Origin of the sequence: Acidithiobacillus sp., from assembly GCF_023229925.1 — a bacterium.
In the GTDB taxonomy this organism is placed as follows: Bacteria; Pseudomonadota; Gammaproteobacteria; order Acidithiobacillales; family Acidithiobacillaceae; genus Acidithiobacillus.
This window is the reverse complement of record NZ_JALNYM010000001.1, coordinates 63,387-82,856: the sequence shown is the minus strand read 5'-3', so window position 1 is coordinate 82,856 and position 19,470 is coordinate 63,387. Positions and strand designations below refer to the sequence as shown.

The following is a 19,470-nucleotide window of genomic DNA, read 5'->3' as shown; positions in this document are numbered from 1 at the left end:
ACGGCACCGCAGCCTTCCCCATTCCCAATTCTGCGCCACGGGTATCGTCCATATTTTAGTTCACTGACCCAGATTCTTTTTCCAGTACGCCTCAATTTGCGTCACCGTATTTTTTGGTAATGGCACATAATCCAGGCTCTTGGCTTCTGCTTGCGCCTGCGGGGCTGTCAGGAACCAGCGCGTAAACTTCAAAACCCCGGCATTAGCCGTCTTATCGGCGTTTTTGCGCATAAGGATGTAAGTCGCAGCGGAGATGGGCCAACTCTGGGCACCCGGCTGGTTGGTGAGAATCATGTAGAAATCCTCTACCTTGGTAAAGTCCGCGTTCGCCGCGGCGGCCTGGAAAGTGGCCAGATCAGGGGCCACCACTTTGCCCGCAGCATTGATCATTTTGCCGTAAGCCATGTGATTTTCCTTGGCATAGGCATATTCCACGTAGCCGATGGCACCAGGAATCCGCTGCACATAAGCAGCGACGCCCGCATTACCCTTGCCACCCACACCCACAGGCCAGGAAACGGCGGTGTTATCGCCCACCCGTTGCTTCCATTCCGGGCTGACCTTGGCCAGATAATTGGTAAAGTTGAAGGTAGTGCCGGAACCATCAGAACGATGGACCACGGTGATATTCATATCCGGCAACTTAACGCCCTTATTGAGGTCGGCTATGGCCGTGTCGTTCCATTTCTTGATTTTACCCAGGTAAATACCGGTGAGCACGGTACCGTTGAAGGTCAGTTCACCGGGCTTTATACCGGGGACATTCACGACGGGGGTAATGCCAATAATCACTGCCGGAAACTGGATGAGTTGGTCTTTGCTGAGATCTTCAGGTTTAATAGGCATGTCGCTATTGGCGAAAGCGACGGTCTTGGCCATGATTTGGGCAATACCACCACCAGAGCCGATGGCCTGATAGTTCACCATGGTGCCCGTTTTCTGTTTGTAGGTTTCTGCCCATTTGGACAGAACGGGATAAATGGCCGTGCCGCCTGCGGCGGAAATAATTGCCGCCTGCGCCAGCCCTGCTGCGCCCAGGCTCATCACGCCCAACACGAAAGCCACGCCAATGGTTTTCATCATATCACGCCCCTTATTCAGGTCTTGTTCAAGACTGAGCAAAGATTATAGCAAGATTTTATTACAATTTTATGACATCGCAGGGTCGGAAAGGAGACTGCGGGCGAGATGAAGCGGGAAATGCACAGTAAAAGTGGTTCCCCTACCCACTTCACTGGTTACCTCCAGATGCCCCTGATAACGCTCGACGGCGTGACGGACAATAGCCAGTCCCAACCCCGTGCCGCCCATGCGTCGGGAACGACCTTTGTCCACCCGGTAAAAACGTTCGGTGATACGCTGCAGATGCTCGGCAGCGATACCATCGCCGGTATCCTGCACCACCAGAAGCAGATCGCCAGGGCGACGCTCCCAGCGCACGCTGACAGCGCGGTCTACCGGGGTATATTTGATGGCGTTTTCCAATAAATTGCGAATGATACTAGTCAGGTCGATGGTTTCTGCAAAAAAACCCAAGTCGTTATCCAGCACGGTGTCGATCTGCAAACGTTTTTGCGCTATCGCGGGCGCCAGGGTATCCAGCGTGTTGTGTACCATATCCGCGAGCATCAGCGTTTCGCAGTGTTCCGGATTTGCTTCGGCGGCTTCCATGCGCGCCAGGGACAACAAGTCCTCAACCAAAGACTGCATGCGTAGCGTCTGCTGCTCCATGAGACGGAGTTGACTGCTCACCTCATCATCGGTCGCGATAGGGCTATCCAACATATTTTCCAGGAAACCGCGCACCACCGTGAGCGGGCTACGCAACTCGTGGGAGACATTGGCCACGAAGTCCTGACGGACCTGTTCGAGCTGACGGATGCGGGTCACGTCCCGGAAAATAACCAATGCGCCAGCATCGGCGAGGGGATAGCGCATACCCTCCAAAATCTGTTGTGCATCTGCCGGTGCGGGGAGTTGCAAGCTGGGTGGCCCCTCGCCAGCGAGGAAGGCCCGCAGATGCGGGGTGCGCAGCCAGAAGGTTAGCGGCTTTCCGGCGTCCTCTGGCCATTGCAGTTGCAGCAAACGGATACCGGAAGGATTCACCCAAAGTAGCTGGCCGCGCTCATCCATGAGCACCACGACGTCCGGCATGGCCTGCAAGGCGTCGCGCAATTGTACAATCTGGGCACTGAGCAGGCGGTGCTGTACCTCCTGATCACGCCGCCAGTGGTAGCCCTCGGCAAAGGTCTCCTCCCACATCCCCCCCGCCAACGGTGGCAGCAAGGTATCCGGGTTGCGGAACCAAGCGCTGAAGCTCTGGGATTGCTGGCGATGCCAGCCGACCCAGAGCGCCAACAAGAGGGCGATGACCACCGGTAGGAGGTAGGGCCAAGCGCGCAAATCATCGGCGGTCAGAAAAATCGGGATCAGCGCCCAGAGCGCTACGGGATAAAACCAGGCACGGAGGTGCTTCACGCTGGAAAAGGATAGCGACGTGCGCGGCGGCGCGCTGAATGCTCAAAAACCGCCGTACCAGTCATCGCCCGCCCACCGTATCTCGCTGGGGACCCAAGGCACTACAGCGATAGCCTTCACCCCTTACTGTTTCGATGATATGAGCATAACCGTGATGGTCCAATTCCCGCCGCAAGCGACGAATGTGAACGTCGACCGTCCGCTCTTCGATAAAGCTCTGCCGCCCCCAGATCTGATCGAGCAGCATATCCCGCGAAAAGACGCGTTCTGGATTGGTCACAAAGAGACGCAAAAGGCGAAACTCGGTAGGGCCGAGATGGATCTGTACCTTACCGGCATACACCCGATGCGCGCGTAGGTCCACATGCAGCTCACCGAGCCGTACCCGACTAGCCGCCGTACCGCCATAACTACGCCGTAGCAGGGCATTGACCCGCGCCACCAACTCCCGCGGAGAAAAAGGTTTGGCCAGATAATCGTCCGCGCCCGATTCAAGACCATGCACCCGGTCGCCCTCTCCACCGCGCGCCGTGAGCAAAATGATGGGCAGCTTCTGGGTCTCCTCACGGCGGCGCAGAGTACGGCACCATGCCAGACCGTTCTCGCCGGGAAGCATCCAGTCAAGAACGAGCAACTGCGGCGCCCAGGTCAGGAGCACCGTTTCCGCAGATTCGACACTCCCCTCACAACGCACTTCAAAGCCCTGACGCTGCAGGGTGACGCGCAGGAGTTCCTGAATACCTTCCTCATCCTCCACCACCAGAACGCGGGAGGATGTCTTGTCTTCGTCCATATCTGCCTTTCGCTCGGACACGCTCATCACCCGCTTATTGTGGCGCAAGCCCTGGCGGAATGCCAAGGCATTGCGGACAAAGATAACTCGGCCAGTGCTGGATGGGAAGAACGCTGCCCGCCAAGTCCGACTCTGGACTACGGCCCAGGCGGTTGACAAAGCAACCCGTCGGCTCAGGCACGACGCAGACTGCGCATGACCATCTCCGTTTGCTCGACAAAACTCTTGAAGCCCTCGAAGGCGTCCGCATCGAGGGCACGGCCCGAAGGCTCCCGATCCGCATAGAGAATTCCGATAGGGCGGTTGTCCACCGAAAAGGTCGCCAGCAAGGCATCACCCGGCAAGGTATCGAACAAGAAGCTTAGTGCGCTTTTCATCGGATTTTTTGGATGGTTTGAGTGCGTCGTGCGCTCCTGCCGCCAACAACGCAGATCGGGTTGCAGAGCCCTGAGCGATTGCGCGGTCAGCGGCCAGTTTAGCAGCGCGTGTAGCACGTTCGCCTGATGGCCAACGACGATACGTGCGGACAGCAGGGCCCGATCCGGACTGATCAGGCAAATAGCCGCGCGATCCAGTCCCACAGCGCGATAAATACCTTCCAGACAGGTTTCCAGCAGCAGCGGGAGATCCTTGCGCGATTGCGCGACCTTCCCCAGTTCAGTCAGTGCCCGCATCTGCAATTTGAAATCGGGTTCTGGGTATTGAGTGCCCTGGCCTTCGTCCGCAATATTCTCAATAGTTTCTGCATCCGTATGGTCGGGTAACAACTCTTGGATACCTTCAATACCCAGCATAATGGCCATCTGATTTGCCGCCTCAGCATTCCGTTGCAGACGTGCACAGGTATCCTCGTCGGACAGACGGTATATCTGGCTGATTTCGGTGACAATACTCTTCAGGATCGGGTGCCCCCAGCCCTGCGCGGCGGCACTGGTCAGGCGATTGCCCAACCCCACCTCCGGGCTGTTCTGCAACACAAAATCGAGCTTCCAAATCTGTAAAAGATCCCGACCGAATTGCTGAAAAGAACATCCCAATACTTCACGCGCGGCCTCCGCGGTTGGCATTCCTACCCGCAACACCGCATCCATCCGCACCGCGAACTCCTCGCCATAGCACCAGAACGCAATCTCACCGATATGGGAAAGCAGTGACTCAATAAATAGGCGCTCTGCAGCCTCAGGACCAAGACCTTCGCTAACACCAATGTCCCGAGCCTGAAAAGCGGAATGCAGTGCCCGTGCCAGTGCATCGCGCACGCGATCCCGGAACTGTCGAGGGCCAGTCATGGACTCTACCACCGCTGCCGAAACGCATAAGCTGCGCAATGCATTGACGCCCAATACCACTACGGCACGGCTGACCGTCGCAATTTTAGTGTGTGCGCCGTAACCCAGATTGGCCGCATTGGCCGCGCACAACACCCGTGAAGTCAAAGCGGAATCCCGCAATATGATCTGCGCGATCTGCTGCCCAGATGTCGAATCGCTGTCGGTAGCTCTGAAGACGTTTTTGAGGGTACTTGCAAACGCCGGCAAGTGCTTGTCCGTAATGAGTCGAATCAATTGAGAAATAGTATTTACGGCAGGCTCTGATGCGGCATCGGACATAACACCTTCCTTCTAACCAAAAACAGACTGCGAATCGCCCAGAATATGCGGAAAGTTTGAAAGTATTGGTAATGCTATACACGATTCTATATAGGCGGCTCACAGAGAAAAGCAACAAATCCGGGGGCGTATTCGTTCAATCAGACAGCACTTCCTCATGGCCCCAGACACGGGGCCAGCTCGTTCTTTAGACCCACAAACTAAGGCCTTGGTGATGCAAGCTGACGGGCCTATCCGGTTTGAACGCAGTCCCCGCGGGTTACACCTCATTATCGGACTGAAAAAAGGCTAGATCATGCGCGGCGGGCACGGCCCGAAGGCGTCGTCCCTGAACTGGGTCGGCCCCGCCCGGCGGCGTGAGTCGGACGGCGCGGAGCCGATGACGGCACATGGCTGGGGAAGGATTGCCGAGGCTCGAAGCCGACGACGATCTCTCGATCAAAGGAGCGGCGCAGCAGCTTTTCCACATCCTGCAACTGCTTACGCTCTTCGCTGCTCACCAGCGATACGGCTTGGCCATTGTTGCCAGCGCGACCGGTTCGTCCGATGCGATGGACATAATCCTCGGGCACATGGGGAAGTTCAAAATTAACTACATGGGGCAACTCGCTGATATCGATGCCGCGGGCGGCGATGTCCGTTGCGACCAATACCCGAACTTTACCTTCCTTGAACTCCGCCAGAGCGCGGGTACGTGCACCCTGACTCTTGTCACCGTGGATGGCCATGGCCTGCATACCATCCTGGGACAGGTGCTTGGCAAGTCGATCGGCACCATGCTTAGTGCGGGTGAAGACCAGCACCTGCCCCCATTGATGTTCTTCAATCAGGTGCGCAAGAAGTTCCCGCTTGCGATCCTGATCGACGGCAAAAATCCGCTGGGCGACATTGTCAGCAGTAGCATTGCGCGTCGCGACTTCGACGCTGGCCGGATTGTTCAGCAAGCCATCGGCCAGGCTGCGGATTTCCGGTGAAAACGTCGCCGAGAACAGCAGGTTTTGGCGCCTCTTGGGCAAAACCGCAAGAATACGCCGGATATCGCGGATAAAACCCATGTCGAGCATGCGATCTGCTTCGTCGAGCACAAGGATCTCGACGTGAGAGAGGTCGACGCTGCGCTGCTGGATATGATCCAGCAGACGACCGGGGGTAGCGACCAATACGTCTACACTGCGACGCAACTTTTGCATCTGCGGATTGATCTTAACACCACCGATGAGCACCAGCGAACGCAGAGAAAGATAACGCCCATACAACTGCACGCTCTCCTCTACCTGTGCCGCCAGTTCACGGGTGGGGACGAGAATCAGCGCACGCACACTGGAAGGACTATGCGCCGCAGTATCTGCGGTGGCGGACAGCTTGTGCAGAATGGGCATGGCGAACGCAGCGGTCTTGCCGGTACCCGTCTGCGCGCCAGCCAACAGATCGACACCGGACATGACCACCGGAATGGCCTGCTCCTGAATGGGGGTGGGAGTAGTGTAACCGCGCTCGGCAGCTGCACGCCAAATGGGTTCAGAAAGCCCAAGGGATTCAAAAGATGACATAATTTTTACTCCAAAAACACCGGCCTCGCCACAGGGGCGCCAGTCTATGGCAGACGCTTCATCAAGGTGGGAACCAGTGCGACGCGCTTCATGCAGACTGAGGCATGAAGGCGAGTGCACTTTAACAGAACATACTAATCATTGCGAGTAATAAATGATGGCAGGATCGGCAGCCGCGAAAGGAGCGACATCATCCACACCTTCCCTATCGCGCACTTCGCGGGCGCGCTACAGTGCATCCTGGGCCATGTGACAAAAAACACTTGGGGGTGAGATCACCATGACTATAGGTTTAGCTCTTGGCAGTGGCGCGGCTCGCGGATGGGCACATATCGGGGTGATAAGCGCGTTAAGTGATCATGGAATCGTACCGGATATTGTTTGCGGTACCTCCATAGGCGCATTGGTTGGCGCATCTTATGTTTCCAACAACCTTGAGAAGCTGGAAGAATGGGTGCGCTCGCTGACGAAGCTTGAAACCGCCAAATTTTTTGCCATCAACATGTCACTGAATGGTTTTGTCAACAAAGAACGGCTCCATTATTTTCTCAAAAAATATGTGGCAGATGATGATTCGGAAATAGAGGATATTGTTGCCAAAAGGTATGCCTCTGTAGCAACAGATTTGCATACTGGCAGGGAAATTTGGTTGACGGAGGGCTCCATCCTGGAGGCCGTTTTTGCTTCCATATCAGTACCTGGCCTCTTTCCAGCGGTTAAAAACCATGGTAAATGGCTTATAGATGGCGGGCTGGTGAATCCCGTTCCCATTTCCGCCTGTCGGGCGCTTGGTGCGAATATGGTTATAGCCGTAACGTTAAACGATGACATCATTGGAAAACGCCTCAAAAACCACAAAACCATAGAAAAACAAGGTACCGGTGTCGCAGGAAAAATATCAGATTTGGTCACGGCATATACCGCCTCGATATTTCCAGTGACCAGCGATGAGGAGCAACCACCCAGCCTGTTTGATGCCATCGCCGGATCGGTCAATATTATGCAGGATAGGATCACCAGGAGTCGCATGGCAGGAGATCCCCCGGATATCCTGCTTTCTCCAAAGCTGTCCCATATTGGCTTACTGGAGTTTTATCGTGCCGGTGAAGCCATAATGGAGGGGAAAAAATGCGTACAGCGCATGTTACCGGAAATACAGCATATATTGGGTATGTTCTGACGCAGGCGCGCGGACTATCCTGCGTGTTGAATCCAGCCCCCGCCCAGCAGACGCTCGCCCTGGTAGCAGACGGCAGCCTGACCGGGGGTGACGGCGCGTTGCGGCTCGGAAAAGCGAAGTTCGGCCCTGGCATCGGGGAGCAGGCGCAGCATGGCTGGCTCGGCGCGAGAGCGATAACGCAATTTTACGGTCACAGCATGGCTTTCGCCGGGCGGCAAATCCGCCAGCCAGTTGCACTCGGTCAGGCTGGCTGCACGGCGGTAGAGCTCGTTCGCACCACCGACAATCACCCGGTTCTGCACCGGGTCCAGCGCCAAAACATAGCGCGGCTGACCGCTGCCACCGCCCAGACCGCGCCGCTGTCCGACGGTAAAGTGCAAGGTGCCCGGATGATGGCCGATAACCTGCCCGCTGCTGTCGATCATCTCTCCTTCCTGCGCCATGTCCAATCCGGCGTAATCTTCCAGAAAGCGGCGGTAGTCGCCATCCGGGACAAAGCAGATATCCTGTGAATCCTGCTTGGCGGCCACGGGCAGGCCGTGTTTGCGGGCCATGGCGCGCACCTCATCCTTGTTCATGCCACCCACGGGAAAACGCAGGCGGGGCAATAGCGCGACGCCAATGGCGAAAAGAAAATAGGATTGGTCTTTGGCTTCGTCACGGCCACGCAGCAGGGCGGTGCCCGAAGAAATTTCCGCCAGGCGCGCATAGTGCCCCGTTGCCAGCATCGTGGCGCCCAACTTTTCGCCTTCCGCCAGGAGGGCATCGAACTTGAGGAACTGATTGCAGCGCGCACAGGGATTGGGCGTACGCCCCGCCTGATATTCGGCGACAAACACATCGACCACCTGACGCCGGAACGCCTCGCGATAATCCAGCACCGTATAGGGGATATCGAGCAGGGCGCAGATCTCGGCGGCGTCTTCGATATCTTTTTCATCGCAGCAGCGGCTCCTGGGCCACAGGCGCATGGTCACGCCGGTGAGTTCGTAGCCCTGCTCCCGCATGAGCAGTGCCGCTACGGCAGAATCCACCCCTCCCGAGAGGGCGATGAGGGCCTTTTTATCCGCCATGGCGCGGCCCGACTCAGTCTCTCTCCGCCAACCAGGCCATCTGGATGGCTTCGAGGATGCCTTCGCTGGACTTTTCGGGTTCGCCTTCAAAATCGGGCAGTTCTAATATCCAGCGATGCAGATCGGTGAAACGCAGATGGACCACATCGGCGTCCGGGTGGGCTTCATCCAGGGCAATGGCAAGCTCCATGGTGTCGGTCCAGCGCATCAGTGCCGCTCCTTTTCCAGATTGATAGTATATTTGGGGATTTCGATGACCAGTTCGGTATCCGTCACTTTCGCCTGGCAACTGAGGCGGGAGGTCGGCTCCAGGCCCCAGGCCTTATCGAGCAAATCCTCTTCTTTTTCTTCCGCCGCCGCGAGACTGTCAAAACCCGCGCGCAGAATCACATGACAGGTAGTGCAGGCGCAGGACATCTCGCAGGCATGCTCAATGTGAATATCATTGCGCATGGCGGCGGTGATGATGGTCTCCCCCTGTTCAGCGTCGAACTCCGCCCCCTCGGGACAGATTTCCGGGTTCGGCAAGACGCGTATTTTAGTCATTCAATCTCCCAGATCGTCAATAGAACGGCCGGCGATGGCGCGGCGCAGGGCACTGTCCATACGCCGCTGTACCAGCGGTTCCGCGGCAGTTTCAACCGCTTCAGCGGCGCCAGTGATAACGTCGGCGTCATTACCCGACAAGGCGTTGGTCAACGCAGCACCGGCTTTGTCCAGAATTTCCCGCTCCGCAGGAGCTAGCAGGTCGGCGTCGACGGCCAAAGCCGAGCGCAAGGCTTCACGCACCCGCTCGCCCTCCACTTTCGCTTCCGACAGGCGCCGCCTGGCCACATCTTCGGCGCCATGGGTGAACGAGTCCTGCAGCATCCTGGCGATTTCCGCATCATTCAGACCGTAAGACGGTTTGACGACGACTTCCGAATGCACCCCCGTACCGGTTTCCTCTGCACGCACCGCCAGCAGGCCATCGGCATCCACCTGAAAAGTCACGCGAATCCTTGCGGCACCGGCCACCATGGGGGGAATACCGCGCAGACTGAAGCGCGCCAGCGAACGGCAGTCCTGCACCAGATCGCGCTCCCCCTGCACGACGTGGATGGTCATGGCCGTCTGACCATCCTTGAAGGTGGTGAATTCCTGCGCCCGTGCCACCGGAATGGGGGTGTTGCGGGAAATGATTTTCTCCACCAGTCCGCCCATGGTCTCCAGACCAAGGGAGAGCGGCAGCACGTCCATGAGCAGCAAATCTTCGCGCTGATTGCCCACCAGGGCATCGGCCTGAATGGCGGCGCCCAGGGCCACCACCTGATCGGGATCGATATCCGTCAGCGGTACCTGCTGAAAGAATTCCTCCACCATCGCGCGCACGGCGGGGACACGGGTGGCGCCGCCCACCAGCACCACGCCTTCAATCTCATCCAGCTTTAAACCGGCATCCCGTAGCGCCCGCCGACAAGCCGGGAGGGACCGCTGGATAACCGGCTGAATCAGTGACTCCAACTGGCTACGCGACAGTTTCACCGCATGGGGCGCACGACCGGAAGGTGTCAGCACTATCGTCGTTTCCTCAACGGTACTGAGCACCTCTTTGGTGGTACGCGCCTGCTGTAACAGCTGCCGCCGCCAGAAGGGATCGGACACATCACCGCCCTCCTCCTGCATCAGCCATTCGGCCAACGCATGATCCATATCGTCGCCGCCCAGGGCGGAATCACCGGCGGTCGCCAACACCTCAAAGACCCCCGCCTGCAAGCGCAATATGGAAATATCGAAGGTTCCGCCGCCCAGATCGTAGATGGCGAAAACGCCCTCACTGCCCTTGTCCAGACCATAGGCCACCGCAGCGGCGGTCGGCTCGGCCAGCAGGCGCAGCACATTCAGCCCCGCCAGACGGGCCGCATCTTTGGTGGCCTGACGCTGGGCCTCGTCGAAATAGGCGGGCACCGTGATCACCGCGCCCTCCGGTTCGCCACCCAGGGTTTCCACCGCCCGCTCTTTGAGCACCCGCAATATTTCGGCAGACACCTCTACGGGGGATTTTTCGCCCGCCACCGTGCGCAGACGCACCATACCTTCTCCAGGAACAAGATCGTAAGGCAGGTGCCCGGCAAGGGTCTGCACATCGCCATGGCCGCGCCCCATCAGGCGTTTCACCGAGGCAATGGTATTGTGCGGGTCTTGCCCGGCGGCTGCGGCTGCGGGATAGCCGACATGAATATCGCCGCCACCGAGGTAGCGCACCACCGAAGGCAGCAGGTACTTACCCTTATGATCGCGCATGACGGTGGGCACCGCCGACAACACGGAGGCCACCAGCGAGTGGGTGGTCCCCAGGTCGATGCCGATGGCCAGCCGCCGCTGATGCGGTTCGGCGGCCATGCCCGGTTCTGCAATTTGCATTAACGCCATGATATATCGCCCTGATTGTGGAGGTTCTGCCGCTCAGGCATTCTGCAAGGACTCTTCGCTGCGGTCTATCTCGCCGAGAAGTTTATCGAGAAACTGTAACGCGCGCACCGCGGCACCCGCTGCTTCCGGCTCAGCACAGGGTAAAACCCCCAATAACCCCCTGAGACGTTGCACCACCCCGCTCACTGCCGTATCCACCTCCCGACGCAAAGCCTCCATGCCCGCCAGGTCGCGTGCCGCCACCAGATCTTCCAGACGTTCGCGATAGATCATCTGGGTCATCAGCAGTTCCGGGTCAGCGACCTTCACCTGCTCACCCAGCGCGTCCACGCCTTGCCGCTGCAGGAGATAATCGGCACGCCGCAGGGGGTCCCGCAATATCGCCAGGGCCTCATTGAGGCGGGTGCTCCACTCCAGGGAATAGCGTTTTTCTGCAGGCACTGCATTGGCGAAGCGGTCTGGATGCAGGCCCTTTTGCAGCGCCAGCACCTGCGTGCGCAGTGCCTGAACGTCCAGATCATAGGTTTCGGGCAAGCCCGCCACCGCAAACAGGGAGAGCTCCGCGCGGAAGGGTTGCACCGCCCCGCAGGATGCACACAGCGCGGGCGGAGCACCCAACTCCGCCCCGCAGCGGAAACAGGAATCCGCCATCAGGTCGTAAAGCTCTCACCGCAGCCGCAGGCATCTTTCACGTTGGGATTATTAAAACGGAATCCCTCGTTCAGGCCTTCGCGGGTAAAGTCCAGCTCCGTGCCATCCAGATAGATGAGACTTTTGGGGTCCACAAAAAGACTCACGTCATCGTGGGGAAACACCAGATCTTCGGGGTTGGGGACGTCCACAAACTCCATAACATACGACAAGCCGGAGCAGCCGCTGGTTTTCACACCGATGCGGATACCCAGACCCTTGCCACGTTTGGTAATACTCTTGCGCACCTGCTGCGCCGCGCTTTCCGATAAGGTCAAAGCCATGACGATATCCTAGTGTGCCACCTGGACAACGGCCACTTCCGATTGTACCGCCACCTGCGCCCCGTCCTGCTTTTTCCGGTAATCTTCCACCGCCGCCTTGATGGCGTCTTCGGCCAGCACGGAGCAGTGGATCTTGACCGGAGGCAGTTCCAGCTCTTCGGCGATCTGGCTGTTCTTGATGGTCATCGCCTCATCGAGGGTTTTGCCCTTGACCCACTCCGTCACCAGCGAACTGGAGGCGATGGCCGAACCGCAACCGTAGGTCTTGAACTTGGCATCTTCAATAATGCCCTGCCCGTTCACCCTGATCTGTAAACGCATCACATCGCCGCAGGCCGGTGCACCCACCATACCGGTGCCGACGCCACGGTCATCCTTGTCCATCGCTCCCACGTTGCGGGGATGTTCATAATGATCAATCACTTTTTCACTGTATGCCATGATGGTTCTCCTCTTGTAAGGGCCTTAGTGTGCGGCCCACTGAATGCTGTTGAGATCAATACCTTCCTGATGCATCTCCCAGAGCGGAGACAACTCTCGTAATTTGTCTACCTTCGCGGCGATGAGCTCGATAGTGGCATCGATTTCCTCTTCTGTCGTGTAGCGACCGATGCCGAAGCGGATGGAGCTGTGCGCCAGCTCATCGGACTTACCCAGGGCGCGAAGCACATAAGAAGGCTCCAGACTGGCCGAGGTACAGGCCGATCCGCTGGACACAGCGATTTCCTTCAACGCCATAATCAGCGACTCGCCTTCCACAAAGGCAAAACTGATATTGAGGTTATGCGGCACCCGGTGTTCCATATTGCCATTGATATAGGTTTCCTCCACCTGCTCCTGAATGCCCTTGAGCAGACGGTCGCGCAACTGGCGGATACGCTTGGCATCGCTCTCCATCGACTGTACGGCCAGTTCGGCTGCCGCACCCATGCCGACAATCTGGTGCGTAGGCAACGTCCCGGAACGCATACCGCGCTCGTGGCCACCGCCATGAATCTGCGCCTCGACCCGCACCCTGGGTTTACGCCGCACGTAGAGGGCACCGATCCCCTTGGGTCCGTAAATCTTGTGCCCGGACAGGCTCATCATGTCCGCCTCGATGGCTTCCACATCCACCGGTATCTTGCCCAGGGCCTGCACTGCATCCACATGGAACAATACCTTGTGAGCGCGCAGTATTTTGCCGATGGCTTCTACGGGCTGGACGACGCCTATCTCGTTGTTCACGTACAGCACGGAAGCCAAGATGGTGTCCGGACGAATCGCCGCCGCAAAAGCCTGTAGGTCAACCAGACCGTCCTCCTGCACTTCCAGATAAGTGACTTCAAAACCCTCGCGCTCCAACTGGCGGCAGGTGTCCAGAGTCGCCTTGTGCTCGGTGCGCAAGGTGATGAGATGCCTGCCCTTGCCGGAGTAGAAATGCGCCGCACCCTTGAGGGCCAGATTGGTCGCTTCCGTCGCACCCGAAGTCCAGACAATTTCGCGGGGATCGGCGTGGATGGCATCAGCCACCTGCTGGCGCGCCTTCTCTACCGCTTTTTCCGCTGTCCAGCCATAGGGATGGGAACGGCTAGCCGCATTGCCAAAGTCATGGGTCAGAAAAGGCAGCATCTGTTCCAGAACCAACGGGTCCACCGGGGTCGTCGCCTGATAGTCCAGATAAATGGGACGATCCGGATTGACCAACCAGGGCTGCCCGACATCCAGTGCAATGATTTTGGGTTGATTCATTTCCTGTACCTCATGATCCTAAGCGGTTTCATGCGTCGGGCGCAGTGCTGTCCTATCCGTCATCCGGATCGGTGCCGACTGCATCGACTCCTTGTGCAATTGCTTCTGTACCAGTTGCCCGAGGGTGATTCCCCCGAGAAACTCGGCGATACGATCTCCCAATTCTTCCCACAGGTCGTGGGTAAGGCACTGCTGCCCGCCCCCCTTACATCCTTGCTGCGGATCACCACCGCACTGGGTCGTACTGATGGACTCATTGACAGCCTCCACAATCCGCGTCAACGAAATTTCTGAATCCGGCATGGCCAGCCGGTAACCACCACCCGGACCACGTACACTCTCCACCAGACCATAACGACGCAGGCGGCCAAGGAGCTGCTCCAAATAAGCCACGGAAATCTGCTGACGCTGGGAAATGTCGGCTACCGTCACCACGCCGCCACGCTGATTCAATGCCAGATCCAGCATGGCGGTCACCGCATAACGTCCTTTCGTCGTCAGTTTCATGTCCGGTGCTCCTCTGTACGACATCCTACTATCTCTACTAAATTAGTCAAGTATTACCCGCACGAGTTCCCTCGCTTTCTGAGGCCTCATCATCCAGCACACAGACGATCTCCTCCACGGGCATCATGGTCTCCAGCGGCTGCAGCCGCTGGAGACCATCCCGCAATTGCGCGATCTCCGCATCCTGGCGATGCATGTGTTCCAGCATGCACTCCACGGCCCGCGCCACCGGATCGGGCATTTGCCCGGTCAGGCCGTAGGCTTCGAAGTTGTCCGTATGCTCACCCTTATTGACGACCCGCCCAGGGATGCCCACCACGGTGGCGCCCTCTGGCACCGACTTGACCACCACTGCATTGGAGCCGATCCGCGCATTATTCCCGATAACGACCGGTCCCAGCACCTTGGCACCAGCGCCGACAATGACGCCACGCCCCAAGGTCGGATGGCGTTTGCCCGGCTTCCAGGAAGTCCCGCCCAGAGTCACGCCGTGATAGAGGGTACAGTCGTCGCCGATCTCCGCCGTCTCACCGATCACCACGCCCATCCCATGATCAATGAAGAAACCCTTACCGATCTGCGCCCCCGGATGAATCTCGATACCTGTCCAGAAACGCGAAAAGGCCGCCAGACTGCGCGCCAACAGGCGCCAGCGGTGACGCCACAGGGCATGAGCGATCCGATGCAGGAACAGGGCGTGAACGCCGGGATAGGTGAGCAACACTTCCAGACGGGTACGCGCTGCGGGATCGCGCGCAAAAACTGCGTCGAGGTCACTCCGCCAGTATCCGCCCATTGCCACACTCCCCTGTATTTGCCCCAGCCACTACCAAGCCTCGCATTAAAGACTATCCTGATCCTTTCTGTCTACTTTAGACGCCCAGCGCTCAATTTCGGTAAGGATACCGCGCAGGATGTTCACCTCGTTCTGGCTCGGTCTGGCGCGGTCAAAGAGACGACGCAGGCGCCGCATCATGCGAGTAGCGCGAATCTCCTGAAGAAAACCGCTACGGCGCAGCACATGCTGCAAGTGGCCATAAAAGCCTTCCATATCCTCGATGGGCGCGGGCGGCTCCGGCACATCCTCCACAGGTACATCCTGCGCTGGCTGGGCCGTCAGGGCGGCCATGTGGAGCTCATAGGCGAGTACCTGCACCGCCTGCCCCAGATTCAGGGAGTGGTATGCATCCGCCGTGGGGATATGCACCAGCACCTGACAACGATCCATCTCCGCATTGGTGAGCCCCGTCCGCTCCCGGCCGAAGAGCAGGGCACAATCCCCCGTGTCCAGATCCGTGAGAATCTCTCCCGCCGCCTCCCGCGCGTTGCTGCTGGGCCACTGGATACGGCGATCGCGGGCGCTGGTGCCATAGACCTTGTGGCAACCCTGCAAGGCCGTATCCAGATTGGTACAGACCTGCGCCGATTCCAGAATATCTTCGGCACCGGAAGCGAGAGCCGTGGCCTCCGGATGGGGGAAAAAGCGCGGATTAACCAGCACCAGATGGCGCAATCCCATCACCTTCATGGCCCGTGCCGTCGCCCCGATATTGCCGGGGTGGCTGGGTTCAACGAGGACAATACGCAAGCCCTGCAAAGACGTCCCGATCATGCCCGCAACCCTCGCCCGTGCGGCCACCGCCTTTCTCCTTTATACTGCCCCAATTCCGACTCCTCCTCGCACAAGGTTCTCATGCAGCATCCTATTCTCGTTACCGCCATTCGGGCGGCCCGCAAAGCTGGCGATATCATCAACCGCAGCTTCGACCGGGTCAATGAAATCAGCATCGCCAGCAAGGCGCACAATGACTTTGTCACCGACGTCGACCAGCGCGCCGAGGCCGCCATTGTGGAGATTATCCGCCGCGCTTACCCCGATCACGGGCTTCTCGCCGAGGAAGGCAGCCGCATCTCCGATAAAGACTTCGAGTGGATCATTGACCCCCTCGATGGCACCACCAACTTCATCCACGGCATGCCGCAAGTCTGCGTCTCCATTGCCGTCCGCCATTTCGACCGCCTGGAGCACGCGGTAGTCTATGATCCGGTGCATAACGAGCTGTTTACCGCCAGCCGGGGCAGCGGGGCGCACCTCAACGATCGCCGCCTGCGCATTGCCCAGCGCAAGGACCTGGATGGGGCACTCCTGGGTACCGGTTTCCCCTACGGGGATTTTTCCTACCTGGACCCCTACCTCGCCACCCTCAAAGCCTTCATGCTGAAGACCGCGGGCGTCCGGCGGCCCGGCTCCGCGGCGCTGGACCTCGCCTATGTCGCGGCGGGGCGCTATGACGGCTTCTGGGAGTTCAACCTCAAGCCCTGGGATCTCGCCGCCGGTGCGCTACTGGTGCAGGAGGCGGGCGGTGTCGCCACCGACTTCAAGGGTGATCAGGGTTACCTGCAAAACGGCAATATCGTCGCCGGTAATCTGCGGATTCATGCCCAGATGCTGCATATCATCAGCCAGGAGATCAACCAGCCGCAATCAGCCCGTTGAAACGGCGATTTCCGCTATGGCCTGGCCGCATGGATTGCACTATGATCTTCACATCACCCATGCCAGCAGGAGGCATGGCAACAGCACGACCGCTTGAGCAACCGCTAAGGACGCTCATCGTTTTGTCTCAAAATGGCAATCCACTTGCAGGCGATGAAGCGCGTAACATCAGGCTATCACTTACCATCCTGTTGCAAGCCACAAGACACAATGATACAAATCGCCTTATAGCATCATAGTTCACAAGAATGTGACATTAGCGTACTGCAATAAAATTTGTAGTTGAATAATTTTAACAAATAAAGAACATACTTAAAAGGTGCCGCATGAATAACACAAGCAACAAGCAACAAGCAACAAGCAACAAGCAAATTATGATGAAATAAGCCTGTATGAAATATATTCAATCCTTCGCCAAAAACGATTTATTATCATAGGCGCAACCATATTCTTCGCCTCACTTTCAGCTGCTTACAGCTTTATTCGTCCAACCAACTATTCCTATCGAGCCTGTGTTGCTATGGGCGTTATTGGACGTGACACAAAAGGTCAGCCGATATTCATTGACTCCCCACAAAGTGCAATAGCGCAATTAGATAATGCCTATATTCCGTCTGTCGTCGACAGCGTCCTCAATGGGCAGAAGAAAATTAATTTTGATACAAAACAGTTTAAGACGTCCAATCCCAAATCCTCTTCCATGGTTTGCATCAAGACAGACGCACCGAAGCGTTTTGGTAATATCGTCAGCCAAATTCAGAACGCTTCGCTTCAGCGTGTGGTTAGCGACAACGCAAGGATCGCGGCCGTATCCAAAGCTGCTGTAGAAGTCAAACTTAAACAACTTCAGGAAAATGCAAAAACCTTCTCCGTTAGCATACCAAATGTCAAAGCTGCTGCAGAAGCCAAACTTAAACAACTTCAGGCAACTGCAAAAACCCTCTCAACTGAGGTATCAAATAATCTTGATCAAGAACATTCTGTTGCCAGTGAATTAGATATTCTAAAGACAAAAGATGTCGTGCTTCAAAACCAAGGGGGTCGCATAAAGCAAGAGATTGCCAAAATGCAACCGCTTGTGAAAAATGGTGTCCATGGAGTCCACAACAATTCTACCGCACTAACTATGATGATCCAAAATAATCAGGTAGCACAAGAGCAGCAACAATTATTTAACATAGAGATGGAGCGATCTGTAGCACTACCTAAGGAGCAGACCGACCTACTGAATCAATTGAAATCATTAAAACGGCGGGAGGGCGACCTTAGTTCACAGATCGCAACCAACTCCGCACAAATAGAATTGGCGCGGACAGCTTTAAAGCTTAGGGAGGGCGACCTTAGTTCGCGGATCGCAACCAACTCCGCACAAATAGAATTGGCGCGAACAACATTAAAAGCTTTGCAAACAACGCATGTGGTGCGTCCGTCATCGCCATCCATCGAGCCTGTTGGACCAGGGAAATCCGTTTTCATCATATTGGGCGCCTTTATGGGTCTGATATTGAGTGTTTTTTACGCACTGCTCGCGCACGCACTGGCTTCCAAAACGGACGAACTACAAACGAACGTTTTCTGATCGCACAACACCCCGTTTATGCGCACTTTTGGTCCCCATTCTGGAGGGCAAAACTGTTCAATAACTCGTATATCTTTCATCTTTCTATGTTCGGTAACCATCGGCAAATATCCTTTGATCCGCAAGCGCCGGGCAGGCTATGCGAACTCGGCGCACGATCGGATGGGTAAGCTGCTATCGTGCCGCCAGCGCCCTGGACCCGGCCCAGTGACGGGCAAACTGCCGCGCCACCCGGCCACTGCGCGAGCCGCGCTGCAAGGCCCAGCGCAAGGCTTCCTCCCGCCACTCCGCCGGCGGCGTCCGCACCCCCAGACGTTGCAGATGGATAATGCAAATATCCAGATACATGGCCTGATCAAAGGGATAAAAGCCCAGCCATAAGCCGAAGCGCTCGGAGAGACTGATTTTTTCTTCCGCCGTCTCGCCGGGGATGATTTCCTCACCGTGGCGATGATATTCCTCGTTGTCGGCGAAATGGCGCGGCATCAGATGCCGCCGGTTGCTGGTAGCGTAGAGCAGCACGTTGTCCGGACGCGCCTCCACCCCACCGTCCAGCAGCGACTTGAGGGCCTTGTAGCCGGGGTCATCGGCGCCGAAAGACAGGTCATCGCAGAAGAGCACAAAATAGTAGGCCTGCTGCGGATCGGCTGCCTGCAGCGCCGCCAGAATCTCCGGCAGGTCGAGGATGCCGTCCGGGTCGATTTCAATCACCCGCAGCCCCCGATCCGCATAGCGATGCAAGAGCGCCTTGACCAGCGAAGACTTGCCCGTGCCCCGCCCGCCCCAGAGTAAGGCGTCATTGGCGGGAAAACCGGCGACAAACTGGCGGGTGTTCAAATCCAGTGCGGCCTTGGTGTCTTCGATACCGAGCAGTTCGTCCATCTCCGGCAAGTCCACGCGGGCCACCCCTTCCAGACGGCCACCGAGGGGCAGATGGCGCCAGCGCGCGGCCTTTACCCCGGCAAAATCGGGCAGAGGATGGCTGCTGTTGTCCCCCAAAAGGGCGGCTAAACCCTGAATCACCTGTTGACGTTCCACTGTCCACGAACTCCTTTCTGTGATTAGATAGCGTAGCTTAACCCCATT

Annotated in this window: 20 protein-coding genes and 1 pseudogene; 4 read left to right on the top strand and 17 right to left on the bottom strand. The window is 57.4% G+C overall.

Annotation, left to right across the window (positions count from 1 at the left end; genetic code table 11):
- Nucleotides 1-60: 60 nt before the first annotated feature.
- From pstS to M0P56_RS00470, 5 genes are all read right to left on the bottom strand, one after another.
- Nucleotides 61-1,083: a phosphate ABC transporter substrate-binding protein PstS gene (gene pstS, locus M0P56_RS00490; protein ID WP_291508097.1), complete on the bottom strand. Its 1,023-nt coding sequence runs from the start codon at nucleotides 1,081-1,083 to the stop codon at nucleotides 61-63.
- 66 nt (nucleotides 1,084-1,149) lie between these two features.
- Nucleotides 1,150-2,478: a phosphate regulon sensor histidine kinase PhoR gene (gene phoR, locus M0P56_RS00485; RefSeq protein ID WP_291508096.1), complete on the bottom strand. Its 1,329-nt coding sequence runs from the start codon at nucleotides 2,476-2,478 to the stop codon at nucleotides 1,150-1,152.
- A gap of 61 nt (nucleotides 2,479-2,539) precedes the next feature.
- Nucleotides 2,540-3,292, bottom strand: a complete 753-nt coding sequence (phoB, locus tag M0P56_RS00480) for a phosphate regulon transcriptional regulator PhoB (protein WP_291508095.1) — start codon at nucleotides 3,290-3,292, stop codon at nucleotides 2,540-2,542.
- A gap of 152 nt (nucleotides 3,293-3,444) precedes the next feature.
- On the bottom strand, nucleotides 3,445-4,881 hold the full coding sequence (locus tag M0P56_RS00475; protein ID WP_291508094.1) for an HDOD domain-containing protein: 1,437 nt from the start codon (nucleotides 4,879-4,881) through the stop codon (nucleotides 3,445-3,447).
- A gap of 293 nt (nucleotides 4,882-5,174) precedes the next feature.
- Nucleotides 5,175-6,431, bottom strand: a complete 1,257-nt coding sequence (locus tag M0P56_RS00470) for a DEAD/DEAH box helicase (protein WP_291508093.1) — start codon at nucleotides 6,429-6,431, stop codon at nucleotides 5,175-5,177.
- A gap of 280 nt (nucleotides 6,432-6,711) precedes the next feature.
- On the opposite strand from M0P56_RS00470, the gene M0P56_RS00465 reads away from it, so the two are divergent.
- Entirely contained in the window at nucleotides 6,712-7,611 is a 900-nt protein-coding gene (locus M0P56_RS00465) for a patatin-like phospholipase family protein (protein ID WP_291508092.1), read from the top strand.
- 14 nt (nucleotides 7,612-7,625) lie between these two features.
- Here M0P56_RS00465 and mnmA read toward each other — a convergent pair whose 3' ends face one another.
- Genes mnmA through M0P56_RS00410 form a run of 11 tightly spaced genes read right to left on the bottom strand, consistent with a single transcriptional unit; the run spans nucleotide 7,626 to nucleotide 15,947 of the window.
- The gene (mnmA, locus tag M0P56_RS00460; RefSeq protein ID WP_291508091.1) at nucleotides 7,626-8,684 is read right to left on the bottom strand and encodes a tRNA 2-thiouridine(34) synthase MnmA; all 1,059 of its coding nucleotides are present in this window, start codon (nucleotides 8,682-8,684) and stop codon (nucleotides 7,626-7,628) included.
- A gap of 13 nt (nucleotides 8,685-8,697) precedes the next feature.
- A complete protein-coding gene (gene iscX / locus M0P56_RS00455; protein ID WP_291508090.1) occupies nucleotides 8,698-8,892 on the bottom strand; it encodes a Fe-S cluster assembly protein IscX in 195 nt (64 codons plus the stop codon).
- Entirely contained in the window at nucleotides 8,892-9,230 is a 339-nt protein-coding gene (fdx, locus tag M0P56_RS00450) for an ISC system 2Fe-2S type ferredoxin (RefSeq protein ID WP_291508089.1), read from the bottom strand. Before fdx ends, iscX begins: the two co-directional genes overlap by 1 nt.
- On the bottom strand, nucleotides 9,231-11,096 hold the full coding sequence (gene hscA, locus M0P56_RS00445) for a Fe-S protein assembly chaperone HscA (protein ID WP_291508088.1): 1,866 nt from the start codon (nucleotides 11,094-11,096) through the stop codon (nucleotides 9,231-9,233). It abuts the gene before it with no gap.
- Between the two features lie 33 nt (nucleotides 11,097-11,129).
- A complete protein-coding gene (gene hscB, locus M0P56_RS00440) occupies nucleotides 11,130-11,747 on the bottom strand; it encodes a Fe-S protein assembly co-chaperone HscB (protein ID WP_291508087.1) in 618 nt (205 codons plus the stop codon).
- Nucleotides 11,747-12,070 (bottom strand): iron-sulfur cluster assembly protein IscA, encoded by a 324-nt coding sequence (gene iscA / locus M0P56_RS00435; RefSeq protein WP_291508086.1) that lies wholly within the window; start codon nucleotides 12,068-12,070, stop codon nucleotides 11,747-11,749. The genes hscB and iscA overlap by 1 nt, the downstream gene beginning before the upstream one ends.
- A 9-nt stretch (nucleotides 12,071-12,079) precedes the next feature.
- The gene (gene iscU, locus M0P56_RS00430; RefSeq protein WP_291508085.1) at nucleotides 12,080-12,511 is read right to left on the bottom strand and encodes a Fe-S cluster assembly scaffold IscU; all 432 of its coding nucleotides are present in this window, start codon (nucleotides 12,509-12,511) and stop codon (nucleotides 12,080-12,082) included.
- A 24-nt stretch (nucleotides 12,512-12,535) separates the two neighbouring features.
- Nucleotides 12,536-13,801, bottom strand: a complete 1,266-nt coding sequence (locus M0P56_RS00425; protein ID WP_291508084.1) for an IscS subfamily cysteine desulfurase — start codon at nucleotides 13,799-13,801, stop codon at nucleotides 12,536-12,538.
- 18 nt (nucleotides 13,802-13,819) lie between these two features.
- Nucleotides 13,820-14,308 (bottom strand): Rrf2 family transcriptional regulator, encoded by a 489-nt coding sequence (locus tag M0P56_RS00420; RefSeq protein WP_291508083.1) that lies wholly within the window; start codon nucleotides 14,306-14,308, stop codon nucleotides 13,820-13,822.
- Between the two features lie 46 nt (nucleotides 14,309-14,354).
- The gene (gene cysE / locus M0P56_RS00415; protein WP_291508082.1) at nucleotides 14,355-15,104 is read right to left on the bottom strand and encodes a serine O-acetyltransferase; all 750 of its coding nucleotides are present in this window, start codon (nucleotides 15,102-15,104) and stop codon (nucleotides 14,355-14,357) included.
- 45 nt (nucleotides 15,105-15,149) lie between these two features.
- Entirely contained in the window at nucleotides 15,150-15,947 is a 798-nt protein-coding gene (locus tag M0P56_RS00410) for an RNA methyltransferase (RefSeq protein WP_291508081.1), read from the bottom strand.
- A 54-nt stretch (nucleotides 15,948-16,001) separates the two neighbouring features.
- Here M0P56_RS00410 and M0P56_RS00405 point away from each other — a divergent pair, with 54 nt between their 5' ends.
- From M0P56_RS00405 to M0P56_RS00400, 3 genes and pseudogenes are all read left to right on the top strand, one after another.
- Nucleotides 16,002-16,805, top strand: a complete 804-nt coding sequence (locus M0P56_RS00405) for an inositol monophosphatase family protein (RefSeq protein ID WP_291508080.1) — start codon at nucleotides 16,002-16,004, stop codon at nucleotides 16,803-16,805.
- A 382-nt stretch (nucleotides 16,806-17,187) separates the two neighbouring features.
- Nucleotides 17,188-17,313 (top strand): annotated as a pseudogene (locus M0P56_RS12350) (Wzz/FepE/Etk N-terminal domain-containing protein); the annotation flags it as partial.
- A gap of 12 nt (nucleotides 17,314-17,325) precedes the next feature.
- Nucleotides 17,326-18,384 (top strand): hypothetical protein, encoded by a 1,059-nt coding sequence (locus M0P56_RS00400; protein ID WP_291508079.1) that lies wholly within the window; start codon nucleotides 17,326-17,328, stop codon nucleotides 18,382-18,384.
- 174 nt (nucleotides 18,385-18,558) lie between these two features.
- Here M0P56_RS00400 and M0P56_RS00395 read toward each other — a convergent pair whose 3' ends face one another.
- A complete protein-coding gene (locus M0P56_RS00395) occupies nucleotides 18,559-19,422 on the bottom strand; it encodes an ATP-binding protein (protein WP_291508078.1) in 864 nt (287 codons plus the stop codon).
- Between the last annotated feature and the right edge of the window lie 48 nt (nucleotides 19,423-19,470).

Excerpts from the sequence above, each read along its gene's own strand:
- pstS (WP_291508097.1), bottom strand. The coding sequence starts at position 1,083 with ATGATGAAAACCATTGGCGTGGCTTTCGTGTTGGGCGTGATGAGCCTG.
- M0P56_RS00475 (WP_291508094.1), bottom strand. The coding sequence starts at position 4,881 with ATGTCCGATGCCGCATCAGAGCCTGCCGTAAATACTATTTCTCAATTG.
- M0P56_RS00470 (WP_291508093.1), bottom strand. The coding sequence starts at position 6,431 with ATGTCATCTTTTGAATCCCTTGGGCTTTCTGAACCCATTTGGCGTGCA.
- M0P56_RS00465 (WP_291508092.1), top strand. The coding sequence starts at position 6,712 with ATGACTATAGGTTTAGCTCTTGGCAGTGGCGCGGCTCGCGGATGGGCA.
- mnmA (WP_291508091.1), bottom strand. The coding sequence starts at position 8,684 with ATGGCGGATAAAAAGGCCCTCATCGCCCTCTCGGGAGGGGTGGATTCT.
- iscX (WP_291508090.1), bottom strand. The coding sequence starts at position 8,892 with ATGCGCTGGACCGACACCATGGAGCTTGCCATTGCCCTGGATGAAGCC.
- fdx (WP_291508089.1), bottom strand. The coding sequence starts at position 9,230 with ATGACTAAAATACGCGTCTTGCCGAACCCGGAAATCTGTCCCGAGGGG.
- hscA (WP_291508088.1), bottom strand. The coding sequence starts at position 11,096 with ATGGCGTTAATGCAAATTGCAGAACCGGGCATGGCCGCCGAACCGCAT.
- hscB (WP_291508087.1), bottom strand. The coding sequence starts at position 11,747 with ATGGCGGATTCCTGTTTCCGCTGCGGGGCGGAGTTGGGTGCTCCGCCC.
- iscA (WP_291508086.1), bottom strand. The coding sequence starts at position 12,070 with ATGGCTTTGACCTTATCGGAAAGCGCGGCGCAGCAGGTGCGCAAGAGT.
- iscU (WP_291508085.1), bottom strand. The coding sequence starts at position 12,511 with ATGGCATACAGTGAAAAAGTGATTGATCATTATGAACATCCCCGCAAC.
- M0P56_RS00425 (WP_291508084.1), bottom strand. The coding sequence starts at position 13,801 with ATGAATCAACCCAAAATCATTGCACTGGATGTCGGGCAGCCCTGGTTG.
- M0P56_RS00420 (WP_291508083.1), bottom strand. The coding sequence starts at position 14,308 with ATGAAACTGACGACGAAAGGACGTTATGCGGTGACCGCCATGCTGGAT.
- cysE (WP_291508082.1), bottom strand. The coding sequence starts at position 15,104 with ATGGGCGGATACTGGCGGAGTGACCTCGACGCAGTTTTTGCGCGCGAT.
- M0P56_RS00405 (WP_291508080.1), top strand. The coding sequence starts at position 16,002 with ATGCAGCATCCTATTCTCGTTACCGCCATTCGGGCGGCCCGCAAAGCT.
- M0P56_RS00400 (WP_291508079.1), top strand. The coding sequence starts at position 17,326 with ATGGGCGTTATTGGACGTGACACAAAAGGTCAGCCGATATTCATTGAC.